The organism is Kitasatospora sp. NPDC004745, from assembly GCF_042873275.1.
In the GTDB taxonomy this organism is placed as follows: Bacteria; Actinomycetota; Actinomycetes; order Streptomycetales; family Streptomycetaceae; genus Kitasatospora.
On sequence record NZ_JBIALK010000025.1, the window covers coordinates 95535 to 115994 of the forward strand.

Below are 20460 nucleotides of genomic sequence, written 5' to 3' on the forward strand. Positions count from 1 at the left end.
CTCAAGCCCGAGTCGGTCGGAATCGACACCGCGCGTGCGACGCGCGATCTCCTTCCCCGCCCGCTCGGGCGGCCGGTACGGGTTCGAGTCCACTCATCGTCCGAGAGGTTGTTCGTGTCGGCCAGCACATCCCGTTCGCTTCCCCCCGAGATCGCCGAGTCCGCGGCTCTGCTGGCGCTCATCGAGCGGGGCAAGGCCCAGGGGCAGATCGCCGGTGACGACGTGCGCCAGGCGTTCGAGGCGGACCAGATCCCGGTCACCAAGTGGAAGAACGTCATGCGCAGCCTCAATCAGGTGCTGATTGAGGAGGGCGTGGACCTGATGGTCAGCGCGGCCGAGCCGGCCGGCGCCAAGCGCAAGAGCGTTGCCGCCAAGAGCCCCACCAAGCGCACCGCCACCAAGGCTGTCACCACCCGGACCCCGGCCGCTCCGTCGGCCCCGACCAAGCCGCCCGTGCGCATCGCGCCCGGCGCTCCCGTCGCGGCCCCGGCCGTCGCGGCCGCCGCGGCGCCCGCGCCCACGGTGTCCGCCGAGATCACCGCCGAGGGCACCACCGTCGTCGCCGAGGCGCGTGCCGTCGCGGCGAAGAAGGCTGCTCCGGCCAAGAAGGCCGCGGCCAAGAAGACCGCCGCGCCCGCCAAGAAGACCGCCGCCAAGAAGACCGCCGCCGGCAAGGCCGGCAAGGGCGACGAGGAGCTGATCGGCGAGGAGGAGCTCCTCGAGGACGTCGCGCTGCCGGCTGACAAGGCCGGTACCGAGACCGAGGGCGCCCCGGAGGAGGAGTCGGAGGGCTTCGTCCTCTCCGACGACGACGAGGACGACGCGCCGGCCCAGCAGGTCGCCGTCGCCGGTGCCACCGCCGACCCGGTCAAGGACTACCTGAAGCAGATCGGCAAGGTCCCGCTGCTCAACGCCGAGCAGGAGGTCGAGCTCGCCAAGCGCATCGAGGCCGGCCTGTTCGCCGAGGACAAGCTCTCGGCCGCCGACAAGCTCGCCCCCAAGCTCAAGCGCGAGCTGGAGATCATCGCCGAGGACGGCCGTCGGGCCAAGAACCACCTGCTGGAGGCCAACCTCCGTCTGGTGGTCTCGCTGGCCAAGCGCTACACCGGTCGCGGCATGCTCTTCCTGGACCTGATCCAGGAGGGCAACCTCGGTCTGATCCGTGCGGTCGAGAAGTTCGACTACACCAAGGGCTACAAGTTCTCGACCTACGCCACCTGGTGGATCCGGCAGGCGATCACCCGCGCCATGGCCGACCAGGCCCGCACCATCCGCATCCCGGTGCACATGGTCGAGGTCATCAACAAGCTGGCCCGCGTCCAGCGCCAGATGCTCCAGGACCTGGGCCGCGAGCCCACCCCGGAGGAGCTGGCCAAGGAACTCGACATGACCCCCGAGAAGGTCATCGAGGTCCAGAAGTACGGCCGCGAGCCGATCTCGCTGCACACCCCGCTGGGCGAGGACGGCGACAGCGAGTTCGGTGACCTGATCGAGGACTCCGAGGCGGTCGTCCCGGCCGACGCGGTCTCCTTCACCCTGCTCCAGGAGCAGCTGCACTCGGTGCTGGACACCCTCTCCGAGCGCGAGGCCGGCGTGGTCTCGATGCGCTTCGGCCTGACGGACGGTCAGCCGAAGACGCTCGACGAGATCGGCAAGGTGTACGGGGTCACCCGTGAGCGCATCCGCCAGATCGAGTCGAAGACCATGTCGAAGCTGCGCCACCCGTCGCGTTCCCAGGTGCTGCGCGACTACCTGGACTGATCCGACCCGGCCGACGAGGCCGTGAGTGCGTGGCGGAGGCCCGGAGCCGGACGGCTCCGGGCCTCCGTGCTTCCCCGGGCCGGGCGGGTCAGCGTCCGGGTGCCGGTTGTCCCTCGTCCGGGTGGCGGTGTGCCGGGAACCGGACGCGGAGCGTAGTCGATCACCTACGCTGTGCCGGTTGCCTGCCGCCGAGCCGACTGGAGTCACGGTGCCGCCCATTCCGGACCGCGCTGTCCTGCCGACCACCGCCCCGCCCCCGGCCCGTCCGGCCGCCGCCCTTCCGCCGGCCGCCCTCCCCGCCGCCGCCCGTCCGGGCCGGCGTCGACGGGCCGCGGTGCTGGCGCTGCTGGCCGCCGTGCCCGTCCCGCTGGTCGCGCTCGGCACGGCCGGGCCCGCCGGGGCGCAGCGCCGGGTGGTCGGGGGCGCCGCCGAGAGCACCGCCGACCACCCGTGGGTGGTGGCGCTCTCCAGCCGCCAGCAGTTCGGTGCCGGCCGGTCCGGTCAGTTCTGCGGGGGAGCGCTGGTCACGCCGACCAAGGTGGTGACGGCCGCGCACTGCTTCTACGACGAGTCCAGGGGTGCCAGGGTGGACCGGCCGGGCCTCAAGGTCATCGTCGGCCGGGACGACATGCGGGGCTCGGTCGGGCGCGAAGTCTCCGTCCGGTCGGTGTGGATCCACCCCGACTACGCCTTCAGCGCCAACATGAACGACGTGGCGGTGGTCACGCTGACCGACTCCCAGGGCTCCCGCCCGGTGATCGACCTGGTCGGCCAGGGCGAGACCGAGCCGTACGCGGCCGGCACGACGGCCCGGGTCTTCGGGTGGGGCGACACCACCGGGAGGGGCAACTACTCGCCCGTGCTGCGCGGGGTGGACGTGCCGATCATCGCGGACCAGACCTGCGCGCACGCCTACCCGGGCGGACAGGACGGCAAGTTCGACGCCCGCGGCATGGTCTGTGCGGGCGAGGAGAAGGGTGGCAGGGACGCCTGCCAGGGCGACAGCGGCGGCCCGCTGGTCGTCGCCGGGCGGCTGGTGGGCCTGGTCTCCTGGGGGACGGGCTGCGCCGAGGCGGCCCACCCCGGCGTCTACACCAGGGTGGCCTCGGTCGCGGACGCGGTGCGCTCGGTGCTCTGAGGTGCGCGCCGTGCGCCGCGGGTGACCGGCCGGTCACGTTCTGACGCGGCGTCGGTGCGCAGCGTGCCTGCCCCGGGCAACAGCAGAGCCGGGCGACCGGCCCCCGAGGGGGACCTGCCGCCCGGCTCACCGGTCACGCGCGGTGCATGGCCGGACACAGCTCGACGCTGGCTGCTGGTGTGGCGCCCGGGATCAGCGCTCGTCGTCGGAGGCCGTGGCGTTGGTGGTGCCGAGCCGGCCGCTCTCGTCCTGTATCTCCACGGCGATCTTCTTGAGCTCGGGCTCGAACTTCCGGCCGTGGTGGGCGCAGAAGAGCAGCTCTCCGCCGCTGGCGAGTACGACGCGCAGGTAGGCCTGGGCGCCGCATCGGTCGCAGCGGTCAGCCGCGGTGAGCGGGCTCGCAGGTGTCAGAACAGTAGTCACGTCGCCTCTTCTCTAGCTCGACGAGCTGTCGTACCAGGGTCAACATCCAACCAGGCCGAAAACGTTCCCGCTCGTGGCTTTTCTTCTCTGAGGATTCTGCTGTGTTGATGAGGACGTGCCCCGGGGGCCGGTGGTTCATGCGTGCCGGTTCCCAGGATCCGCCCGTCGCTCGAACGCCCGATCGGGACGGGGTGCGAGGTCCGCGTAGCATAATCCTCTGCCGGGTTGGAGCATAAGCCCCGTCCCGGGCCCCGGTAGCCTGCATAACGGCAGTTCCGGAGCCTGCACCAGACCCCACGATCCGCCAGGACCGGTGGTACCGGGAGGAGATGGCGCCCCGGAGCCCCGGGTGCCGGTACGGTCCTTGTTCGCGCAGCGCGTACAAGCTGCGCGGAGGCGGCCCGCCGTGCTGGGCACCCGCCGGAGGGGTTCGGGCACCCTGGGCGACGACTGTCGGTGCGGCGTGCTGCACTGGCGGGCGGGCCGGACGCGTGCCGGATGTGACCGATGAGACAGAACTTCACCGAGGAGAGTGCCGCGTGAGTGCCGAAACGACCGTGCCGTCCGCACTGCTGGCCGGCGACGACGGTTCCAACTACACCGCTCGGCACCTGCTCGTCCTGGAGGGCCTGGAGGCGGTTCGCAAGCGCCCCGGCATGTACATCGGCTCGACCGACAGCCGCGGTCTGATGCACTGCCTCTGGGAGATCATCGACAACTCGGTCGACGAGGCGCTGGGCGGCTACTGCGACCGCATCGAGGTCCTGCTGCACCCGGACTCCTCCGTGGAGGTGCGCGACAACGGGCGCGGCATCCCTGTCGACGTCGAGCCCAAGACCGGGCTGTCCGGCGTCGAGGTCGTGATGACCAAGCTGCACGCCGGCGGCAAGTTCGGCGGCGGCTCCTACGCGGCCTCCGGCGGTCTGCACGGCGTCGGCGCCTCCGTGGTGAACGCCCTCTCCGCCCGGCTCGACGTCGAGGTGGACCGCAGCGGTCACACCCACGCGATCAGCTTCCGCCGCGGCACCCCCGGCATCTTCACCGAGACCAGCCCGGACGCCCCCTTCGAGCCGGCCAACGGCCTGACCCGGAGCCGCAAGGTGCCGAAGACCCGCACCGGCACCCGGATCCGCTACTGGGCCGACCGGCAGATCTTCCTCAAGGACGCCAAGCTCTCCCTGGAGAACCTGCACAGCCGCGCCCGGCAGACCGCCTTCCTCGTCCCCGGCCTGACCATCGTCGTGCGTGACGAGCGGCTCACCGAGAGCGAGCAGGTCGAGGAGTCGGTGTTCCGCTACGACGGCGGCATCGCCGAGTTCTGCGAGTTCCTCGCCCCGGACAAGCCGGTCTGCGACGTGCTGCGGCTGCGCGGCGAGGGCACCTTCAAGGAGACCGTGCCCGTCCTCGACGAGCTCGGCCACATGACCCCCACCGAGGTCACCCGCCACCTGGGCGTGGACATCGCGCTGCGCTGGGGCGCCGGCTACGACACCACGCTGCGCTCCTTCGTCAACATCATCGCCACCCCCAAGGGCGGCACCCACGTCACCGGCTTCGAGCGCTCGCTGGCCAAGACCGTCAACGAGGCGCTGCGCTCCGCCAAGCTGCTGCGCGTGGCCGAGGACGACATCACCAAGGACGACGCCACCGAGGGCCTCACCGCGGTGGTCACCGTCCGGCTCGCCGAGCCGCAGTTCGAGGGCCAGACCAAGGAGGTGCTCGGCACCTCGGCGGCCAACCGGATCGTCGCCGCCGTCCTCGCCAAGGAGCTCAAGGCCTTCCTCACCTCGGCCAAGAAGGACCACAAGCTCCAGGCCCGGGCGGTCATGGAGAAGATCGTCGCCGCCGCCCGCACCCGGGTCGCCGCCCGCCAGCACAAGGAGGCCCAGCGCCGCAAGACCGCGCTGGAGACCAGCTCGCTGCCGGCCAAGCTGGCCGACTGCCGCAGCGACGACGTCGACCGCAGCGAACTCTTCATCGTCGAGGGCGACTCCGCGCTCGGCACCGCCAAGCTCGCCCGCAACTCCGAGTTCCAGGCGCTGCTGCCGATCCGCGGCAAGATCCTCAACGTGCAGAAGGCCTCGGTGAGCGACATGCTCAAGAACGCCGAGTGCGCCGCGATCATCCAGGTGATAGGGGCCGGCTCGGGCCGCACCTTCGACATCGACCAGGCCCGCTACGGCCGGGTCATCTTCATGGCCGACGCGGACGTCGACGGCTCGCACATCCGCACCCTGCTGCTGACCCTCTTCCACCGCTACATGCGGCCGATGGTCGAGCAGGGCCGGGTCTTCGCCGCGGTGCCGCCGCTGCACCGGATCGAGCTCACCAACCCCAAGCGCGGCCAGGAGAAGTACCACTACACCTACTCGGACGCCGAACTGCGCTCCACCCTGCTGGAGTTCCAGCGCAAGGGGCTGCGCTGGAAGGACCCGGTGCAGCGGTACAAGGGCCTCGGCGAGATGGACGCCGACCAGCTGGCCGAGACCACCATGGACCCGCGCCACCGCACGCTGCGCCGGATCAACCTGGGCGACCTGGAGCAGGCCGAGAAGGTCTTCGACCTGCTGATGGGCAACGACGTCGCCCCGCGCAAGGAGTTCATCGTGGACTCGGCGGCCACCCTGGACCGCTCCCGCATCGACGCCTGACGCGCCCCGCGCGGCGAGGGCCCTCCACCTCCGGGTGGAGGGCCCTCGTGCTGCCGGTTCCACCCGCGGTCCACCCCGGCTCCGATCAGCGCGGGGTGCCGGATCCGTAGCGTCGGGGAGGTCAGTTCAAGTCTCCCCCCGGGACGGAGTAGTCCGATGTCGGCCCTCGTCAACCTCCTCGTGGTCGTCGCGGTGATGGCCCTGGTCATCCGGCGCCAGATGCGCCCGCAGCGGCTGGACGGCGACCGCCGCTTCTGGGTGCTGCCGGTGGTCCTCGGCGCGCTCGCGCTGCGCGACCCCCGGCTGATCGACCACGAGCACACCGTGCTCTCCGCCACCCTGCTCGGCTGCGGACTCGCGGCGGTGCTCGCGATGGGCTCCGTCTGGGGCTGGACCGTCCGGCTCTGGCGGGCCGAGGACGGCGCGCTCTGGGCCAAGGGCACCAAGGCCACGATGGCCGCCTGGGCCGGGATGATCTTCATCCGGCTCAGCCTCTACGAGACCGGCGCCGTCCTGCACGTCCACCAGGCGAGCAGCGCGCTGCTGCTCAGCCTGGCGGTGCTGCTGCTGGTGCGCTCGCTCGTGGTGAACTGGAGGGCCCGGATGCTGGAGGCCCCGGACCGGGTCGCCGGGCTGCGCTGACCGACCGCTGACCGACCGCACCGAGCTCCGAGGAGGAACCCGTGGCCGGGTGGTACTGGACCCGCTGGCCGTCCCGCGAGGGGCTGGAGCGCGACGCCGAGAGCGGACCGCGCCGGCTGCTCACCGGGCTCGGCCGGGCCGTCCTGCTGATCACCGTCTGCTGGGGGACCTTCGCCGACGGCAGGTACGCGGGCTGGGCGGTGGTGGTGGCGGTGGCCGGGCTGGCCGCCGCCGTCGGCCTCAGCGCCGGCTACCTGCACGCCAGCCGGGAGCAGCACCCGGTGCCCGCGTTCGCCCTGTCCGCGGCGGTCGTCGGCGCGGCCTGGCTGGCGAACTGGGGCGGGGCCATCCTGCTCGCCGACGTGCTCTGGTACGGGCTCGCCGTGACCGCGCTGGTCCGGCTGCCGTCCGCGCCCGCGGTCCTCGTCGCCGCCGCCGCGCTCGGCTCGTACACCGCCGTCAGCTGGGCGAGCTGGCTGAGCATCATCGCGACCGTCGGAGGGCTGGTCATGCTGGGCTACCTGATGCGGCTGGACCTCGAGGCGCGCGGCACCGCCCGCCGGCTGCTGGTCCAGGAGCGCGCCGCCCGGGCCGCCGAGACGGAGAGCGCCGCGCTCGCCGAACGGGCCAGGATCGCCCGGGAGATCCACGACGTGCTCGCCCACAGCCTGTCCGCGCAGCTCGTCCACCTGGAGGCGGCCCGGCTGATGCTGGACGCGGGCACCGACCGCGAGCAGGTCCGCGAACGGGTCGTCGCCGCGCGGCGGATGGCCCAGGACGGGCTGGCCGAGACCAGGCAGGCGCTGTCGGCGCTGCGCGGCGAGTTCACCCCGGTCGGGGAGTTCCTGGTGGAGCTGACCGAGCGGGAGCGCGCCGCGCTGACCGTCACCGGCAGCCCCCGGCCGCTCGCCGCGGAACCGGCCCTCGCCGTGCGGCGCACCGCGCAGGAGGCGGTGACCAACGTCCGCAAGCACGCGCCCGGCGCCCGGTGCTCCGTCGAACTGCGCTACCTGGCGGACGCCGTGGAGCTGGAGGTGCGCAACTCCAGGGCCCCGCGCGGCGAGACGCCCGGAGGGCGCGCGGCCAGCGGCGGCGGGTACGGTCTGCTGGGGATGCGCGAACGCGCGGAACTGCTCGGCGGCACCCTGCTGGCGGGCCCCGAGGACGGAGGGTGGCGCGTGCAGCTGCGGGTGCCGGGGTGAGCGGGCGGGGCGGGCCGGCCCGCGGAGGGCGTGGGCGCCGCGGGGCGGCGACGGGATGCGGCGGGACGGGCGGATGAGCGGCACGGGGACGACCAGGGTGCTGGTGGCGGATGACCAGACGGTGGTGCGCGAGGGCATCGTGATGCTGCTCGGGCTGCTGCCCGGCATCGAGGTGGTCGGCGCGGCGGCGGACGGCGAGGAGGCCGTCGCCCTGGTGGAGCGGCATCACCCGGACGTGGTGCTGATGGACCTGCGGATGCCCCGCTGCGACGGCGTCGAGGCGACCAGGCGGATCCGGACCGCGCACCCGGAGACCGAGGTGGTGGTGCTCACCACCTACGCCGACGACGACTCGCTGTTCCCGGCGCTGCAGGCCGGGGCGCGCGGCTACCTCACCAAGGACGCCGGCGGCGAGGAGATCGCCCGGGCCATCGCGGACGTCCGCTCGGGCGCGGCCGGACTCTCGCCGCAGATCCAACTCCGTTTGCTGGAAAGGCTTTCGGAGCACCCCGGGGCGCCGGCGCCGACGCCCCGGGAGCCGGTCGGCCGACACGGGGCGCTGCCGGACGGGCTGACCGCCCGGGAGGCCGAGGTGCTCGCCCTGATCGCCGACGGGCTCTCCAACGCCGAGATCGCCCAGCGGCTGTTCGTCAGCCAGGCCACCGTGAAGACGCACATCAACAACCTGTTCGCGAAGACCGCGGTGCGGGACCGGGCGCAGGCCGTCGCGTACGCGTTCCGACACGGGATCACCGGTACGCAGCAGTAGTCGGATGAGTGTCTGTCGGATCATCGATCACCTCATCGAGTGAACGTATCTGCAATGGTCAGAGGCGCTGCCCGGTGGCCCCCATGATGGTTCGGGTCAGAGTGCCCGCCGGTCCAGGAGCAGCAGTGCCACAGCAGCAGACCAGCAGTCCCGGGCAGGGGCAGCGATTCGACTGGTGGGCCGCTCCGGCTGCCGCCACCGCCTCCGACCGGACGGCGGCACCCGGCCGACCGGCGGTACCCGGCCAGTCGGCGGTACCCGTTCGGCCGACCCCCGCACGGGAGGTCCCGCCGGCCCCGGCGGTGCCCCCGGCCGCAGCCCCGGCCGCCGGGCCGTCCACCGCCGCCGGGTCGTCGGGCGCCGGGCCGTCCGGTGCCGGGCCGGTCGAAGCGCCGCAGCCCTCCCGCGCCGTGGCCACCACCACCGACAGCACCGAGGTGTACCGGGCCGTCCAGCGCAGCGCCGCCTTCCAGGACATCCGCCGCAGCCACCGGGGCTTCGTCTTCCCGGTCAGCGGCGCCTTCCTCTCCTGGTACCTGATGTACGTCGCCGCCCAGGCCGCCGCTCCCGGCGTGATGCGCAGCCAGGTGGCCGGCCCGGTCAACGTGGCCTGGCTGCTCGGCCTGCTGCAGTTCGCCACCACCTTCGTGCTCACCTGGCTCTACGCCCGCAACGCCCGGACCAAGCGCGACCGCGCCGCCCTGGGCCTGCGCTGGGACACCCAGGACCAGCTGCGATGACGACCGCCACCCCGCCCCCCGTCGCCCCCACCGGCGACCACCACGACCTCGCCATCGCGCTGTTCGCGGTCATCGTCCTGGTCACCCTGGCGATCACTCTCTGGGTCGGCCGCAAGGGCGGCGCCGCCGAGGACTTCTACGCCGGCGGCCGCGACTTCACCCCGCTGCAGAACGGCTTCGCGCTCTCCGGCGACTACCTCTCCGCGGCCTCCTTCCTCGGCGTCGCCGGACTGATCGCGCTGTACGGCTACGACGGCGTGCTCTACAGCATCGGCTTCCTGGTCGCCTGGCTGGTGGTGCTGATGCTGGTCGCCGAACTCGTCCGCAACGCCGGCCGGTACACCCTCGCCGACGTGCTCGCACTGCGGCTGCGCCGCCGCAAGGTGCGGGCCGCGGCCGGCGGCGCCAGCGTCGTCGTCACCCTGCTCTACCTGGTCGCCCAGATGGTCGGCGCGGGCTCGCTGGTCGCCCTGCTGCTCGGCACCAGCAGCCCGCACGCCCGGACCTGGACCATCGTCGCCGTCGGCGCCCTGATGATCGTCTACGTCACGGTCGGCGGGATGCGGGCCACCACCTGGATCCAGATCGTCAAGGCCGTCCTGCTGATCGCCGGCTCGGTGCTGCTCACGGTGCTGCTGATGGTCCGCTTCCACGGCGACGTCGGCGAGCTGATGCGCCAGGCCGCCCAGCACAGCGGGGCCGGGCACCGCTACCTCGAACCCGGTCTCAAGTACGGTGCCACCTTCACCAGCCGGCTCGACTTCTTCAGCCTGGGACTCGCCCTGGTGCTCGGCACCGCCGGGCTGCCGCACATCCTGTCCCGCTTCTACACCGTGCCCACCGCACGGGCCGCCCGCCGCTCCACGATGTGGGCGATCGGCCTGGTCGGCGGCTTCTACCTGATGGCCATCGCCCTGGGCCTGGGTGCGACCGCGCTGGTGGGCTCGGCCGAGGTCCGGCACGCCAACTCGGCCGGGAACACCGCCGTCCCGCTGCTCGCCCTGGTGCTGGGCGGCGGCAACGGCAGCACCGGCGGGGTCGTGCTGTTCGCCCTGATCTCGGCGATCGCCTTCGCCACCATCCTCGCCGTGGTCGCCGGGCTCACCCTGGCCTCCTCGGCGGCCTTCGCCCACGACATCTGGGCCGGCGCCTGGCGCGGCCGCCCGCGCCGCCGGTCCCTGCTGCGGCGCGGGGCCGTGCCGGCGTCCCGGCCCGGCGCCGGGCCGGCCGGTGACGGGGCCACCGACCTGGCCACCGACCAGGAGGTCGGGGTGGCCCGGATCGCGGCCGTCGGGATCGGTGCCGCGGCCATCGCGATCAGCCTCTTCGCCCAGCAGCTGAACGTCGCCTTCCTGGTCGGCCTGGCCTTCGCGGTGGCGGCCTCCGCCAACCTGCCGGTGCTGCTCTACAGCCTGTTCTGGTCGAGGTTCACCGCCCGCGGCGCGGTCTGGTCGGTGTACGGCGGGCTCGTCCCGGCGATCGTGCTGGTGCTGTTCTCCCCGGTGGTGTCCGGCACCAAGGTGGCGCTCTTCCCCGGCGTGGACTTCCACTGGTTCCCGCTGGAGAACCCCGGCATCGTCTCCATCCCGCTCGGCTTCCTGGCCGGCTGGATCGGGACGCTCACCTCGCCGGAACCCGCCGACGCGGACCGCTTCGCCGAGCTGGAGGTGCGTGCCCTCACCGGTGCGGGCGCGGCCTGAGCGCCGCGTCCCGGGGAACCCCGGCGGGCCTGGGGCCGCCGGGGTTCCCCCCTGTCCGCCGCCGGGCGGCCGGCGTCGTTCACCGCCGGGCGGTCGGCGTCGTTCACCGGTGGCAGGGCCCGTTCACCGTCGGGCGGCCAGGCCGTAGCGGTGCTCGGGCCGGCCGGTGTCGCCGTAGCGCAGGGTGAGCCGCAGCCGGGCGTCCCGCTCCAGCTGCTTGAGGTAGCGCTGCGCGGTCGAGCGGCTCAGCCCGGTGGCCTCCGCGACCTCCTGCGCCGACAGCGGCCGGCCCGCCTGCCGCAGCACCCCCAGCACCAGGTCGGTGGTGGGCGCCGAATGGCCCTTCGGCAACGGGCCGGCCGGGGAGGCCGCGCTGCGCAGGGTCGCGAACAGCCGGTCCACCTCGTCCTGGCCCGCCTCCCGGGCCGGCGCGGCCAGCGCGTGCCGCAGCTGCGCGTACGCGACCAGCTTGTCCCGCAGGCCGGCGAAGGTGAACGGCTTGACCAGGTACTGCAGGGCGCCGTGCTGCATCGCGGCGTGCACCGTGGACACGTCCCGGGCGGCCGTCACCATCATCACGTCGCAGGCCACCTGCCGCTCCCGCAGCCGGCGCACCAGGGCCAGGCCGGTCTCGTCCGGCAGGTGGTGGTCGAGCAGCAGCAGGTCCACCGGGCGGCGTTCCAGGGCGGCCAGCGCCTCCCCGGCCGAGTGGGCGGTGCCGGTGACCCGGAAGCCCGGCACCCTGGCCACGTAGGCGGCGTGCACGTCCGCGACCCGGAAGTCGTCGTCCACCACGAGTACGTCGATCATCACGCCTCCACGAGCTGAGCGGTGAGCAGGGCCTCGGGCAGCTCGACGGTGAACCGGGCGCCGCCGAGCGGCCCCGCGTCGAGCACGATCCGGCCGCCGGTCCGTTCGACCAGCCGCCGCACCATCGCCAGGCCCAGCCCGCGCGGACGGTGCGCGGGTGCGTCCTTGCTGGTCCACCCCTCCTCGAAGACCTGCTCGCGCAGCTCCTCCGGTACCCCCGGGCCGCTGTCCGCGACCTGCAGCAGCAGCGTGGAGCCGGCCGCCGCCAGCGTCACCTCCACCCGGCCGCCCCCGCCCGGCGCCACCGCGTCCACCGCGTTGTCGATCAGGTTGCCGAGCACCGTCACCAGCGCCCGCGCGTCCACCACCGCGTCCGGCAGGTGCGCCGCCGGGGCCAGCACCAGCCGCACCCCGCGCTCGCCCGCCACCGCCGACTTGCCCGCCAGCAGCGCCGCCGCGTGCGGGTCCTGCACCTGCTCGGCGATCCGCGCGGCCACCGCCGCGTGCGAACCCGACTGCTCCGAGATGAACGCCACCGCCTGCTCGTGGCGGCCCAGCTCCAGCAGGCCCAGCAGGGTGTGCATCCGGTTGGCGTGCTCGTGGTCCTGCGCCCGCAGCGCCTCGGTCAGGCTACGGGTGGTGTCCAGCTCGCGGACCAGCGACTCCAGCTCGGTGCGGTCGCGCAGCGTCACCACCGCGCCGCCCTCGGCCGTGGTCGTCCGGTTCACCACCAGCACCCGGTCGTCCCGGACGGCCGGCAGGTCGGTGCCGGTGATCCGCCCGGCCAGCACGTCCGCCAGCCGGCCCGGCGGCAGCACCGCGTCGATCGGCCGGCCGGTGCAGTCCGCGGGCAGGCCGAGCAACCGCACCGCCTCGTCGTTCGCCAGCCGGATCCGCCCGCGCTCGTCCAGCGCCACCATGCCCTCGCGGATGCCGTGCAGCATCGCCTCCCGCTCCACCAGCAGCGCCGAGATGTCGGCCAGCGCGATGTTGTGGGTGCGCCGCTTCAGCCGTCGGGCCAGCGCCAGCGTCGCGACCGTCCCGGCGGCCAGGCCGGCCCCCGCGCACAGCAGGATCCCGGTGAGCATCTTCAGCAGCCGGCGGCGGATCGAGTCGTCGCTGATGCCCACCGACACCTCGCCGACGATCCGGCCGTCCGCGACCCGCAGCGGCACCTTGCCGCGGGCGGTGCGGCCCAGGGTGCCCTGCTGGATCGCGGTGACGCTGCGCCCGCTGAGCGCCGGCTCCGGGTCGGTGCTGACCCGCTGGCCGATCCGGTCCGGGTCGGTGTGCGAGAGCCGGATGCCCTCCAGGTCGGTGACCACCACGAAGCTGGCGCCGGTGGCCAGCCGGATCTGTTCGGCGTTGCGCTGGGCGGTCGCCGAGTCCCGGGCGTCGGCGGCCCGTGCGATCACCTCGTGGGTGGCGGTGGCCTGGGCGATCGACAGCGCCCGCTGCATCGCGTCGTGGTCCAGCTCGCTGCTGACCGGGGCCAGGAACAGCCCGGCGGTCACCGCGGTGACACCGACCGTGACGACGGTCTGGCTCAGCAGCAGTTGTGCGAAGACCCGGCGGGGCCAGTGGGGCAGCTTCATCCGGGCCTCCTCTCGGCGGCGGGGCAGCGGGTCGGTGCGTCGGCGGATCGTTCGGCAGGGCGGATCGTTCGGCAGGGCGGGTCGGGCGGCGGGGCAGCGGGGCGGCGAGTCGGCCGGGGCGGTCCGGCCGGGTGGGGGGTTGGGACACCCTATGTTTCCGGCCTGTTTCTGTCAGCCGCGTCCCCGCAGTTGTAGCGCAAGCAAAACGAGCAGAACACCCCTCAATGCGGAGAAACCGCAGTACGCCGAGAAGCCTCCCGCCGGGGCCGGGCCCGCTCCTACCGTCCTGGGGCAAGCACAGACCCGGGAGGAAACATGAGCAACACCCCGGCGATCGAGCTGACCGGCGCGACGAAACGGTTCCGCACCCCTTCCGGGGCCCTGCACACCGCCGTCCACGATCTCGATCTGACCGTCGCCCAGGGCGAGTTCGTCGCCGTCGTCGGGCCCACCGGCTGCGGGAAGTCCACCACGCTGACCCTGGTCAGCGGCCTGGAGGAGCCCACCGAGGGGGAGGTCCGGGTCCACGGCGAGCCCGTCCGCGGGATCGACCCCAAGGTGGGCTTCGTCTTCCAGCAGGACGCCGTCTTCCCCTGGCGCACCGTCCTGTCCAACGTGATGGCCGGGCCGCGCTTCCGCGGGGTGCCCGTCGCCGAGGCCAGGGAACGGGCCCGGGACTGGCTCGGCCGGGTCGGCCTCGCCGCCTTCGAGGACCGCTACCCGCACCAGCTGTCCGGCGGCATGCGCAAGCGCGTCGCCCTCGCCCAGACCTTCGTCAACGACCCGGCCATCCTGCTGATGGACGAGCCGTTTTCCGCCCTCGACGTGCAGACCCGTGCCCTGATGTCCGACCAGCTGCTGGAGCTGTGGGCCGGGACGGGCTCCTCCGTCGTCTTCGTCACCCACGACCTGGACGAGGCGATCGCGCTCGCCGACCGGGTCGTCGTCATGACCGCCGGACCGGCCACCGTCAAGGAGGTCTTCACCGTCGACCTGCCGCGGCCGCGCACCGTCGAGGCGGTCCGGCTGGAGCCGAGGTTCGTCGAGCTGTACCGCGAGATCTGGGCCTCGCTCGGCGAAGAGGTGCGCATCACCAGGGAGAGAGGAGCGGGTCGTGCCGCTTGAGAGCGCACCGGCCGCCGCCACCGCCCCGGCCGTCACCACCAGGACCGAGGCCCGCGAACGGGCCGCCCGCAACCGCAGACTCACCGTGTACGGCGCCCGCATCGCGGTCCTCGTCGCCTTCCTCGGTCTCTGGGAGCTGTGCGCCCGCACCGACGTCATCGACCCCTTCAACTTCTCGCAGCCGTCGAGGATCTGGGACCAGATCTGGCAGTGGGTCACCCACGGCACCGCGCAGGGCTCGCTCGGCGAGCAGATCGGCTACACCCTCTACGAGGCCCTCACCGGCTGGGTGATCGGCGTGACCGGCGGCGTGCTGCTCGGCATCGCGCTCGGCCGGATCCGCTTCCTGGCCGACGTGTTCGGGCCCTACATCAAGGTGCTCAACGCCATCCCGCGCATCGTGCTCGCCCCGATCTTCCTGATCTGGTTCGGCCTCGGCCCGGCCTCCAAGGTCGCCTCCGCCGTGGTCCTGGTGTTCTTCCCGGTGTTCTTCAACGCCTTCCAGGGCGCCCGCGAGGTGGACCGCAACCTCGTCGCCAACGCCCGCATCCTCGGCGCCGACAACCGCAGGGTCACCCTCCAGGTGGTCATCCCCGCCGCCACCACCTGGATCTTCACCAGCCTGCACGTCAGCTTCGGCTTCGCCCTCATCGGCGCCATCGTCGGCGAGTACATCGGTGCCACCAAGGGCCTCGGACTGCTCGTCGCCGCCGCCCAGGGCACCTTCAACGCGGCCGGCGTCTACGCCGCGATGACCATCCTCGCCGTCGTCGCGCTGCTCACCGAGGGCCTGCTGACCTTCGCCGAGAAGAAGCTCTTCCGCTGGAAGCCCGCCGACGCGGGCGACGGCCGCTGACCCCCTCCCACCCCAGAGAGGCACCCCCACCCATGCGCAGATCCACCGCCCTCGCCCTCGCCGCCGCCCTCCTCCTGCCGCTCACCGCCTGCGCCAACGACGCCGCCACCTCCACCCACGGCGCCGCCGCCGCACCGGCCGACCGGCAGGTCGACGGACCCAAGGTCAAGATCATGGTGGGTGGCCTCGACAAGGTCATCTACCTGCCCGCGATGCTCACCCAGCGGCTCGGCTACTTCGCCGACGCCGGCGTCAACGTCGAGCTGATGAGCGAGCCCGCCGGCGTCAACGCCACCACCGCCCTGCTCGCCGGCGACGTCCAGGGCGCCGTCGGCTTCTACGACCACACCATCGACCTGCAGGCCAAGGGCAAGATCGTCGAGTCCGTCGTGCAGTTCTCGCAGGCCCCCGGCGAGGTCGAGATCGTCTCCACGAAGCAGGCTGACGCCATCAGGTCCGGCGCCGACTTCAAGGGCCGCAAGCTCGGCGTCACCAGCATCGGCTCCTCCACGGACTTCCTCACCAAGTACCTCGCCGTCAAGAACGGCGCCGCCGTCAGCGACTTCAGCCCGATCGCCGTCGGCGCCGGCCAGACCTTCATCGCCGCGCTCCAGCAGGGCAGCATCGACGCCGGGATGACCACCGACCCGACCGTCGCCACCATCCTGGACAAGGGCCTCGGCAAGGTCCTCTACGACATGCGCACCCCCGAGGGCTCCCGCCAGGCGCTCGGCGGCCTCTACCCCTCCTCGTCGCTCTACATGAACACCGACTGGGTGGAGAAGAACAAGGGCACCACCCAGAAGCTCGCCGACGCCTTCGTCCGGACCCTGCGGTGGATGTCCGGCCACAGCCCCGAGGAGATCGCCGCGAAGATGCCCGCGGACTACGCGCAGGGCGGCGTCGAGCAGTACGCGGCCGCCATCAAGGCCACCCTGCCGATGTTCACCACCGACGGCGTCATGCCCGTCGACGGCCCGAAGACCGTCCTCGCCGTGCTCGCGGCCTTCCACCCGGACGTCAAGGGCAAGGAGGGCACCATCGACCTCGCCCGCACGTACACCACCGAGTTCGTCGGAAAGGCCGCCACCGGCTGACCCGACCGGTACGTGACGGCCCCGGCACCCCGTGGACAGCAGGCCGGGGGCCGTCCACGCGCCACGGTCCCGCGCCCACCCCCACGGGCGCGGGGCCGCGCCGCGTCCCGGGCCGGTGCGCCCGGTGCGGCGTATCGGGCGCCCGTGGTCCGGGGCCCCGCAGTCCGGGGCCCCGCAGTCCGGGGCCCCGCAGTCCGGTGCTGTGTGGTCCGGGGCCGTGCCGCGGGCCCACGGACCGGCGGCGACCCCGGTTCAGAGCCCCCGGACCGACAGCACGTCCATCCGCGACGGCGACCCGGCGGCCTTGCCGCAGCTCTCCGGACGCGGCGGCTCGCTCGCCCCCTCCAGGACGTCCACCTCCCAGGCACGGCCGTCCCCGTGCATCACCGCGACCAGCCAGCGGCCGTCGCCGTCCGGCCGCTGCACCAGCGTCAGTGCGTCCACCCTCGTCTCCCCGGTCGCCAGCCGCACCGCGTGCTCGGCCGCCTGGCCCGGACGGTCCCAGCCCGAACAGCCCCGCGACCACTCCGGCACCATGTGCCCGGCCGCCGTCGCCGCCAGCACCTCCTTGGCGGTCTCCGCCGTCAGCCGCCCGTACGCGTACCCGTACGGCAGCACCAGCATCGTGGGGGAGAAGCGGTGCCCGCCGAGGTGCGTCACCTCCCACACCTCGCTGTGCCCGGCCGCCGCCAGCTCCGCCGCCAACGGGCGGCCCAGCAGCGCGCAGCAGCGGTCCCGCCGCCCGTTGGTGCACACCAGCGCCACCGGGCCGCCGACGTGCTCCGCCCCGAAACCGCCGTGGTCACCCACGCCCAGCGCCGCGAAGTCCAGCCCCAGCAGCTCCTCCGGATCCGCCACCCCGGCCCGGCGCACCCAGCCGCGACCCGGCACCGTGTGCGCCACGATCACCTCGCGGCGCGCCGTCGGCAGGCAGTCCGCGTGCCGGCCCGGCCGCCGGACCAGCGCCACCCGCACCCCGGTGCCCGCCGCGGCCGCCTCCAGCGCCCGGCCCACCCGCGGATCCAGGTGGCTCTCCCCGAGCGCCTTCGCGCCCCAGGGCCCGTTCTGCTCCACCAGCAACCAGGTGGCCGCCACCGCCGCCGTGGCGGTCAGCGGCTCCGACAGTTCACGCGACACGGTCGCACAGGTGCTCACCCGGGCAAGGCTACCCTCACCAAAACGCCGGAGGGGGCGCCCACTCGGGCACCCCCTCCGGATCGACCGGGCCCTGCTCCGGAGAGGCCGGGCCGGCCCTGCTCCGGCGCGGCTCGGACGCTACGCCGGGCCGGCCACCACCGCGATCGCGCCCGTCACCGGCGTACCCGAACCGTCCCGGCGCGGGTCGCGCTCCGGCAGGCCCACCGGCGCCCCCTTGTCGGTGGCCGCCCGGGCCGGGGCCGCCCCCGCCCAGGCGAAGGTCAGCGCGTCCTCGCCGCGCAGGAAGCGCTGGCAGCGCACGCCGCCCGTCGCCCGGCCCTTGCGCGGGTACTGCTCGAACGGCGTCACCTTCCACGACGTCTGCTCGCCGCCGGAGAGCGTCCCCGACGCCCCCGCGACCGACACCACCACCGCGTCCGAAGCCGGATCCACCGCCGTGAACGACAGCACCCGCGCCCCGTCCGACAGCTTGATGCCCGCCATGCCGCCCGCCGGGCGGCCCTGCGGACGGACCTGCCCCGCCGGGTAGCGCAGCAACTGCGCGTCCGAGGTGATGAACACCAGGTCCTCGTCGCCGGTGCGCAGCTCGACCGCGCCCACCAGCTCGTCACCCTCCTTGAGGGCGATCACCTCGAACTCGTCCTTGTTCGCCGGCCACTCCGGCACCACCCGCTTCACCACGCCCTGCACCGTGCCCAGCGCCAGCCCGGGCGAGGACTCGTCCAGCGTGGTCAGCGCCAGCACCCGCTCCCCGGCCTCCAGCCGCAGGAACTCGCCCACCGCCGCACCGCCGGCCAGCGTCGGCGACGGAGTCGGCGGCAGCGCCGGCAGGTCGATCACCGGAAGCCGCAGCACCCGGCCCGCCGACGTGACCACGCCCACGTCCGCCCGCGCCGTCGCCGGCACCGCCGACACGATCACGTCGTGCTTCGCACGCGACTCCGACAGCTCGAACGGCTCGCCGTCCGCCGTCCGCGCCAGCAGGCCCGTCGACGACAGCAGGACCCGGCACGGATCGTCCGCCACCTCCAGCGGCACCGACAGCGCCGCCGACGGCACCGCACCGGCCTCCAGCAGCACCGTGCGCCGCTCCGTCCCGAACTGCTTGGCCACCGCGCCCAGTTCGGAGGAGACCACGCTGCGCAGCCGGGTGTCCGACTCCAGGATCTCCGTCAGCTCCGCGATCTCCGCGTTCAGCTTCGCCTTCTCCTGCTCCAGCTCCACCCGGTCGAAGCGGGTCAGCCGGCGCAGCGGGGTGTCCAGGATGTACGCCGTCTGCGTGTCCGACAGCGAGAAGCGCTCCATCAGGCGCTCCTTCGCCTGCGCCGCGTTGTCACTCGACCGGATGATCGCGATGACCTCGTCGATGTCGAGCAGCGCCACCAGCAGGCCCTCGACCAGGTGCAGCCGCTCCTCCCGCTTGCGGCGGCGGAAGTCGCTGCGCCGGCGCACCACCGTGAAGCGGTGGTCGACGTAGACCTCCAGCAGCTCCTTCAGACCCAGCGTCAGCGGCTGGCCGTCGACCAGCGCCACGTTGTTGATGCCGAAGGTCTCCTCCATCGGCGTCAGCTTGTACAGCTGCTCCAGCAGCGCCTCCGGCACGAAGCCGTTCTTCACCTCGATCACCAGCCGCAGCCCGTGCTCGCGGTCGGTCAGGTCCTTGACGTCCGCGATGCCCTGCAGCTTCTTCGCGTTGACCAGGTCCTTGATCTTCGAGATGACCTTCTCCGGGCCGACGTTGTACGGCAGCTCGGTGACCACGATGCCCTTGCGGCGGGCCGTCACCGCCTCCACCGTCGTCGTCGCCCGGATCTTGAACGTGCCGCGGCCCGACTCGTACGCGTCCCGGATCCCCGACAGGCCCACGATCCGCCCGCCCGTCGGCAGGTCCGGACCGGGCACGAACCGCATCAGCGTGTCCAGGTCCGCGTTCGGGTGCTTGATCAGGTGCCGGGCCGCGGCCACCACCTCGGACAGGTTGTGCGGCGGCATGTTCGTCGCCATGCCGACCGCGATCCCCGTCGCGCCGTTCACCAGCAGGTTCGGGAACGCCGCCGGCAGCGCCAGCGGCTCCTGCTCGCTGCCGTCGTAGTTGGGGCCGAAGTCGACGGTGTCCTCGTGGATCGACTCCACCATCGCCATCGACGCGGCCGTCAGCCGCGACTCGGTGTACCGCATCGCGGCCGGCGGGTCGTCGTTGCCCAGCGAACCGAAGTTCCCGTGCCCGTCGATCAGCGGCAACCGCATCGAGAACGGCTGCGCCATCCGGACGACCGAGTCGTAGATCGACGCGTCGCCGTGCGGGTGCAGCCGACCCATCACCTCGCCCACCAGACGGGCGCACTTCACGTGCCCGCGCTCCGGACGCAGGCCCATCTCGTTGGCCTGGTACAGGATCCGGCGGTGCACCGGCTTCAGACCGTCCCGCGCGTCGGGAAGCGCACGCGAGTAGATCACCGAGTAGGCGTACTCCAGGAAGGAGCCCTGCATCTCGTCCACGACGTCGACGTCGAGGATCCGCTCCTCGAAGTCTCCGGGCGGCGGGGTCTGCGAACTGCGGCGGGCCATCGCGGCGGGGCTCCCTTACGTCTCGCTTGCAGTGTCTCGGTCTGCTCTGTCGTCCATCCGCCGGCCCCCGTCAACAGGGCGCGGCGCCCCCATTGTGGACCCTCCCGCCGACACTCCCGGCCAGCGCCCCTCTTCCGCCCCTGGCGAACGCCCCGTCCGCGCGGACACAAACGCGCCTCCCACGCGTTGCACCACAATGGGGGACGCCACACCAACCCCGACATC

Annotated in this window: 16 protein-coding genes; 11 read left to right on the forward strand and 5 right to left on the reverse strand. The window is 73.2% G+C overall.

Annotated features, from left to right (window positions below):
• Window positions 1-114: 114 nt before the first annotated feature.
• A complete protein-coding gene (locus tag ACFYUY_RS31560) occupies window positions 115-1761 on the forward strand; it encodes an RNA polymerase sigma factor (RefSeq protein ID WP_360212277.1) in 1647 nt (548 codons plus the stop codon).
• 334 nt (window positions 1762-2095) lie between these two features.
• Complete coding sequence (locus ACFYUY_RS31565) at window positions 2096-2899, forward strand: S1 family peptidase (RefSeq protein ID WP_387905796.1); 804 nt, start codon at window positions 2096-2098, stop codon at window positions 2897-2899.
• Between the two features lie 192 nt (window positions 2900-3091).
• On the opposite strand, the gene ACFYUY_RS31570 is transcribed toward ACFYUY_RS31565, so the two are convergent.
• Window positions 3092-3322 carry a hypothetical protein gene (locus ACFYUY_RS31570; protein WP_360212273.1) on the reverse strand — a complete coding sequence of 77 codons (231 nt, stop codon included), beginning with the start codon at window positions 3320-3322 and terminating at the stop codon, window positions 3092-3094.
• Between the two features lie 539 nt (window positions 3323-3861).
• Here ACFYUY_RS31570 and ACFYUY_RS31575 point away from each other — a divergent pair.
• From ACFYUY_RS31575 to ACFYUY_RS31600, 6 genes are all read left to right on the forward strand, one after another.
• A complete protein-coding gene (locus ACFYUY_RS31575; protein WP_360212271.1) occupies window positions 3862-5973 on the forward strand; it encodes a DNA topoisomerase IV subunit B in 2112 nt (703 codons plus the stop codon).
• Between the two features lie 156 nt (window positions 5974-6129).
• Window positions 6130-6615: a DUF1453 domain-containing protein gene (locus ACFYUY_RS31580; RefSeq protein WP_360212269.1), complete on the forward strand. Its 486-nt coding sequence runs from the start codon at window positions 6130-6132 to the stop codon at window positions 6613-6615.
• 41 nt (window positions 6616-6656) lie between these two features.
• A complete protein-coding gene (locus tag ACFYUY_RS31585) occupies window positions 6657-7817 on the forward strand; it encodes a sensor histidine kinase (RefSeq protein WP_387905757.1) in 1161 nt (386 codons plus the stop codon).
• 73 nt (window positions 7818-7890) lie between these two features.
• A complete protein-coding gene (locus tag ACFYUY_RS31590; protein ID WP_387905760.1) occupies window positions 7891-8586 on the forward strand; it encodes a response regulator in 696 nt (231 codons plus the stop codon).
• Window positions 8587-8996: 410 nt separating this feature from the next.
• Window positions 8997-9326: a DUF485 domain-containing protein gene (locus tag ACFYUY_RS31595; RefSeq protein ID WP_360212263.1), complete on the forward strand. Its 330-nt coding sequence runs from the start codon at window positions 8997-8999 to the stop codon at window positions 9324-9326.
• Window positions 9323-11026 (forward strand): cation acetate symporter, encoded by a 1704-nt coding sequence (locus tag ACFYUY_RS31600; protein WP_360212261.1) that lies wholly within the window; start codon window positions 9323-9325, stop codon window positions 11024-11026. Before ACFYUY_RS31595 ends, ACFYUY_RS31600 begins: the two co-directional genes overlap by 4 nt.
• Before the next feature lie 123 nt (window positions 11027-11149).
• On the opposite strand, the gene ACFYUY_RS31605 is transcribed toward ACFYUY_RS31600, so the two are convergent.
• Together ACFYUY_RS31605 and ACFYUY_RS31610 are read right to left on the reverse strand one after the other, a co-directional pair.
• A complete protein-coding gene (locus ACFYUY_RS31605) occupies window positions 11150-11836 on the reverse strand; it encodes a response regulator (RefSeq protein ID WP_360212259.1) in 687 nt (228 codons plus the stop codon).
• Window positions 11836-13431: an ATP-binding protein gene (locus tag ACFYUY_RS31610; protein WP_387905763.1), complete on the reverse strand. Its 1596-nt coding sequence runs from the start codon at window positions 13429-13431 to the stop codon at window positions 11836-11838. Before ACFYUY_RS31610 ends, ACFYUY_RS31605 begins: the two co-directional genes overlap by 1 nt.
• A gap of 315 nt (window positions 13432-13746) precedes the next feature.
• Here ACFYUY_RS31610 and ACFYUY_RS31615 point away from each other — a divergent pair, with 315 nt between their 5' ends.
• Genes ACFYUY_RS31615 through ACFYUY_RS31625 form a run of 3 tightly spaced genes read left to right on the forward strand, consistent with a single transcriptional unit; the run spans window position 13747 to window position 16509 of the window.
• Window positions 13747-14556, forward strand: coding sequence for an ABC transporter ATP-binding protein (locus tag ACFYUY_RS31615; RefSeq protein ID WP_387905766.1), 810 nt, complete (start codon window positions 13747-13749; stop codon window positions 14554-14556).
• Window positions 14546-15412 (forward strand): ABC transporter permease, encoded by an 867-nt coding sequence (locus ACFYUY_RS31620; RefSeq protein ID WP_387905769.1) that lies wholly within the window; start codon window positions 14546-14548, stop codon window positions 15410-15412. The genes ACFYUY_RS31615 and ACFYUY_RS31620 overlap by 11 nt, the downstream gene beginning before the upstream one ends.
• A 32-nt stretch (window positions 15413-15444) precedes the next feature.
• The gene (locus ACFYUY_RS31625) at window positions 15445-16509 is read left to right on the forward strand and encodes an ABC transporter substrate-binding protein (protein WP_387905772.1); all 1065 of its coding nucleotides are present in this window, start codon (window positions 15445-15447) and stop codon (window positions 16507-16509) included.
• 252 nt (window positions 16510-16761) lie between these two features.
• Here ACFYUY_RS31625 and ACFYUY_RS31630 read toward each other — a convergent pair whose 3' ends face one another.
• Together ACFYUY_RS31630 and ACFYUY_RS31635 are read right to left on the reverse strand one after the other, a co-directional pair.
• On the reverse strand, window positions 16762-17664 hold the full coding sequence (locus ACFYUY_RS31630; protein WP_387905774.1) for a sucrase ferredoxin: 903 nt from the start codon (window positions 17662-17664) through the stop codon (window positions 16762-16764).
• 120 nt (window positions 17665-17784) lie between these two features.
• Window positions 17785-20235, reverse strand: a complete 2451-nt coding sequence (locus tag ACFYUY_RS31635) for a DNA topoisomerase IV subunit A (protein ID WP_360212248.1) — start codon at window positions 20233-20235, stop codon at window positions 17785-17787.
• Window positions 20236-20460: the final 225 nt, after the last annotated feature.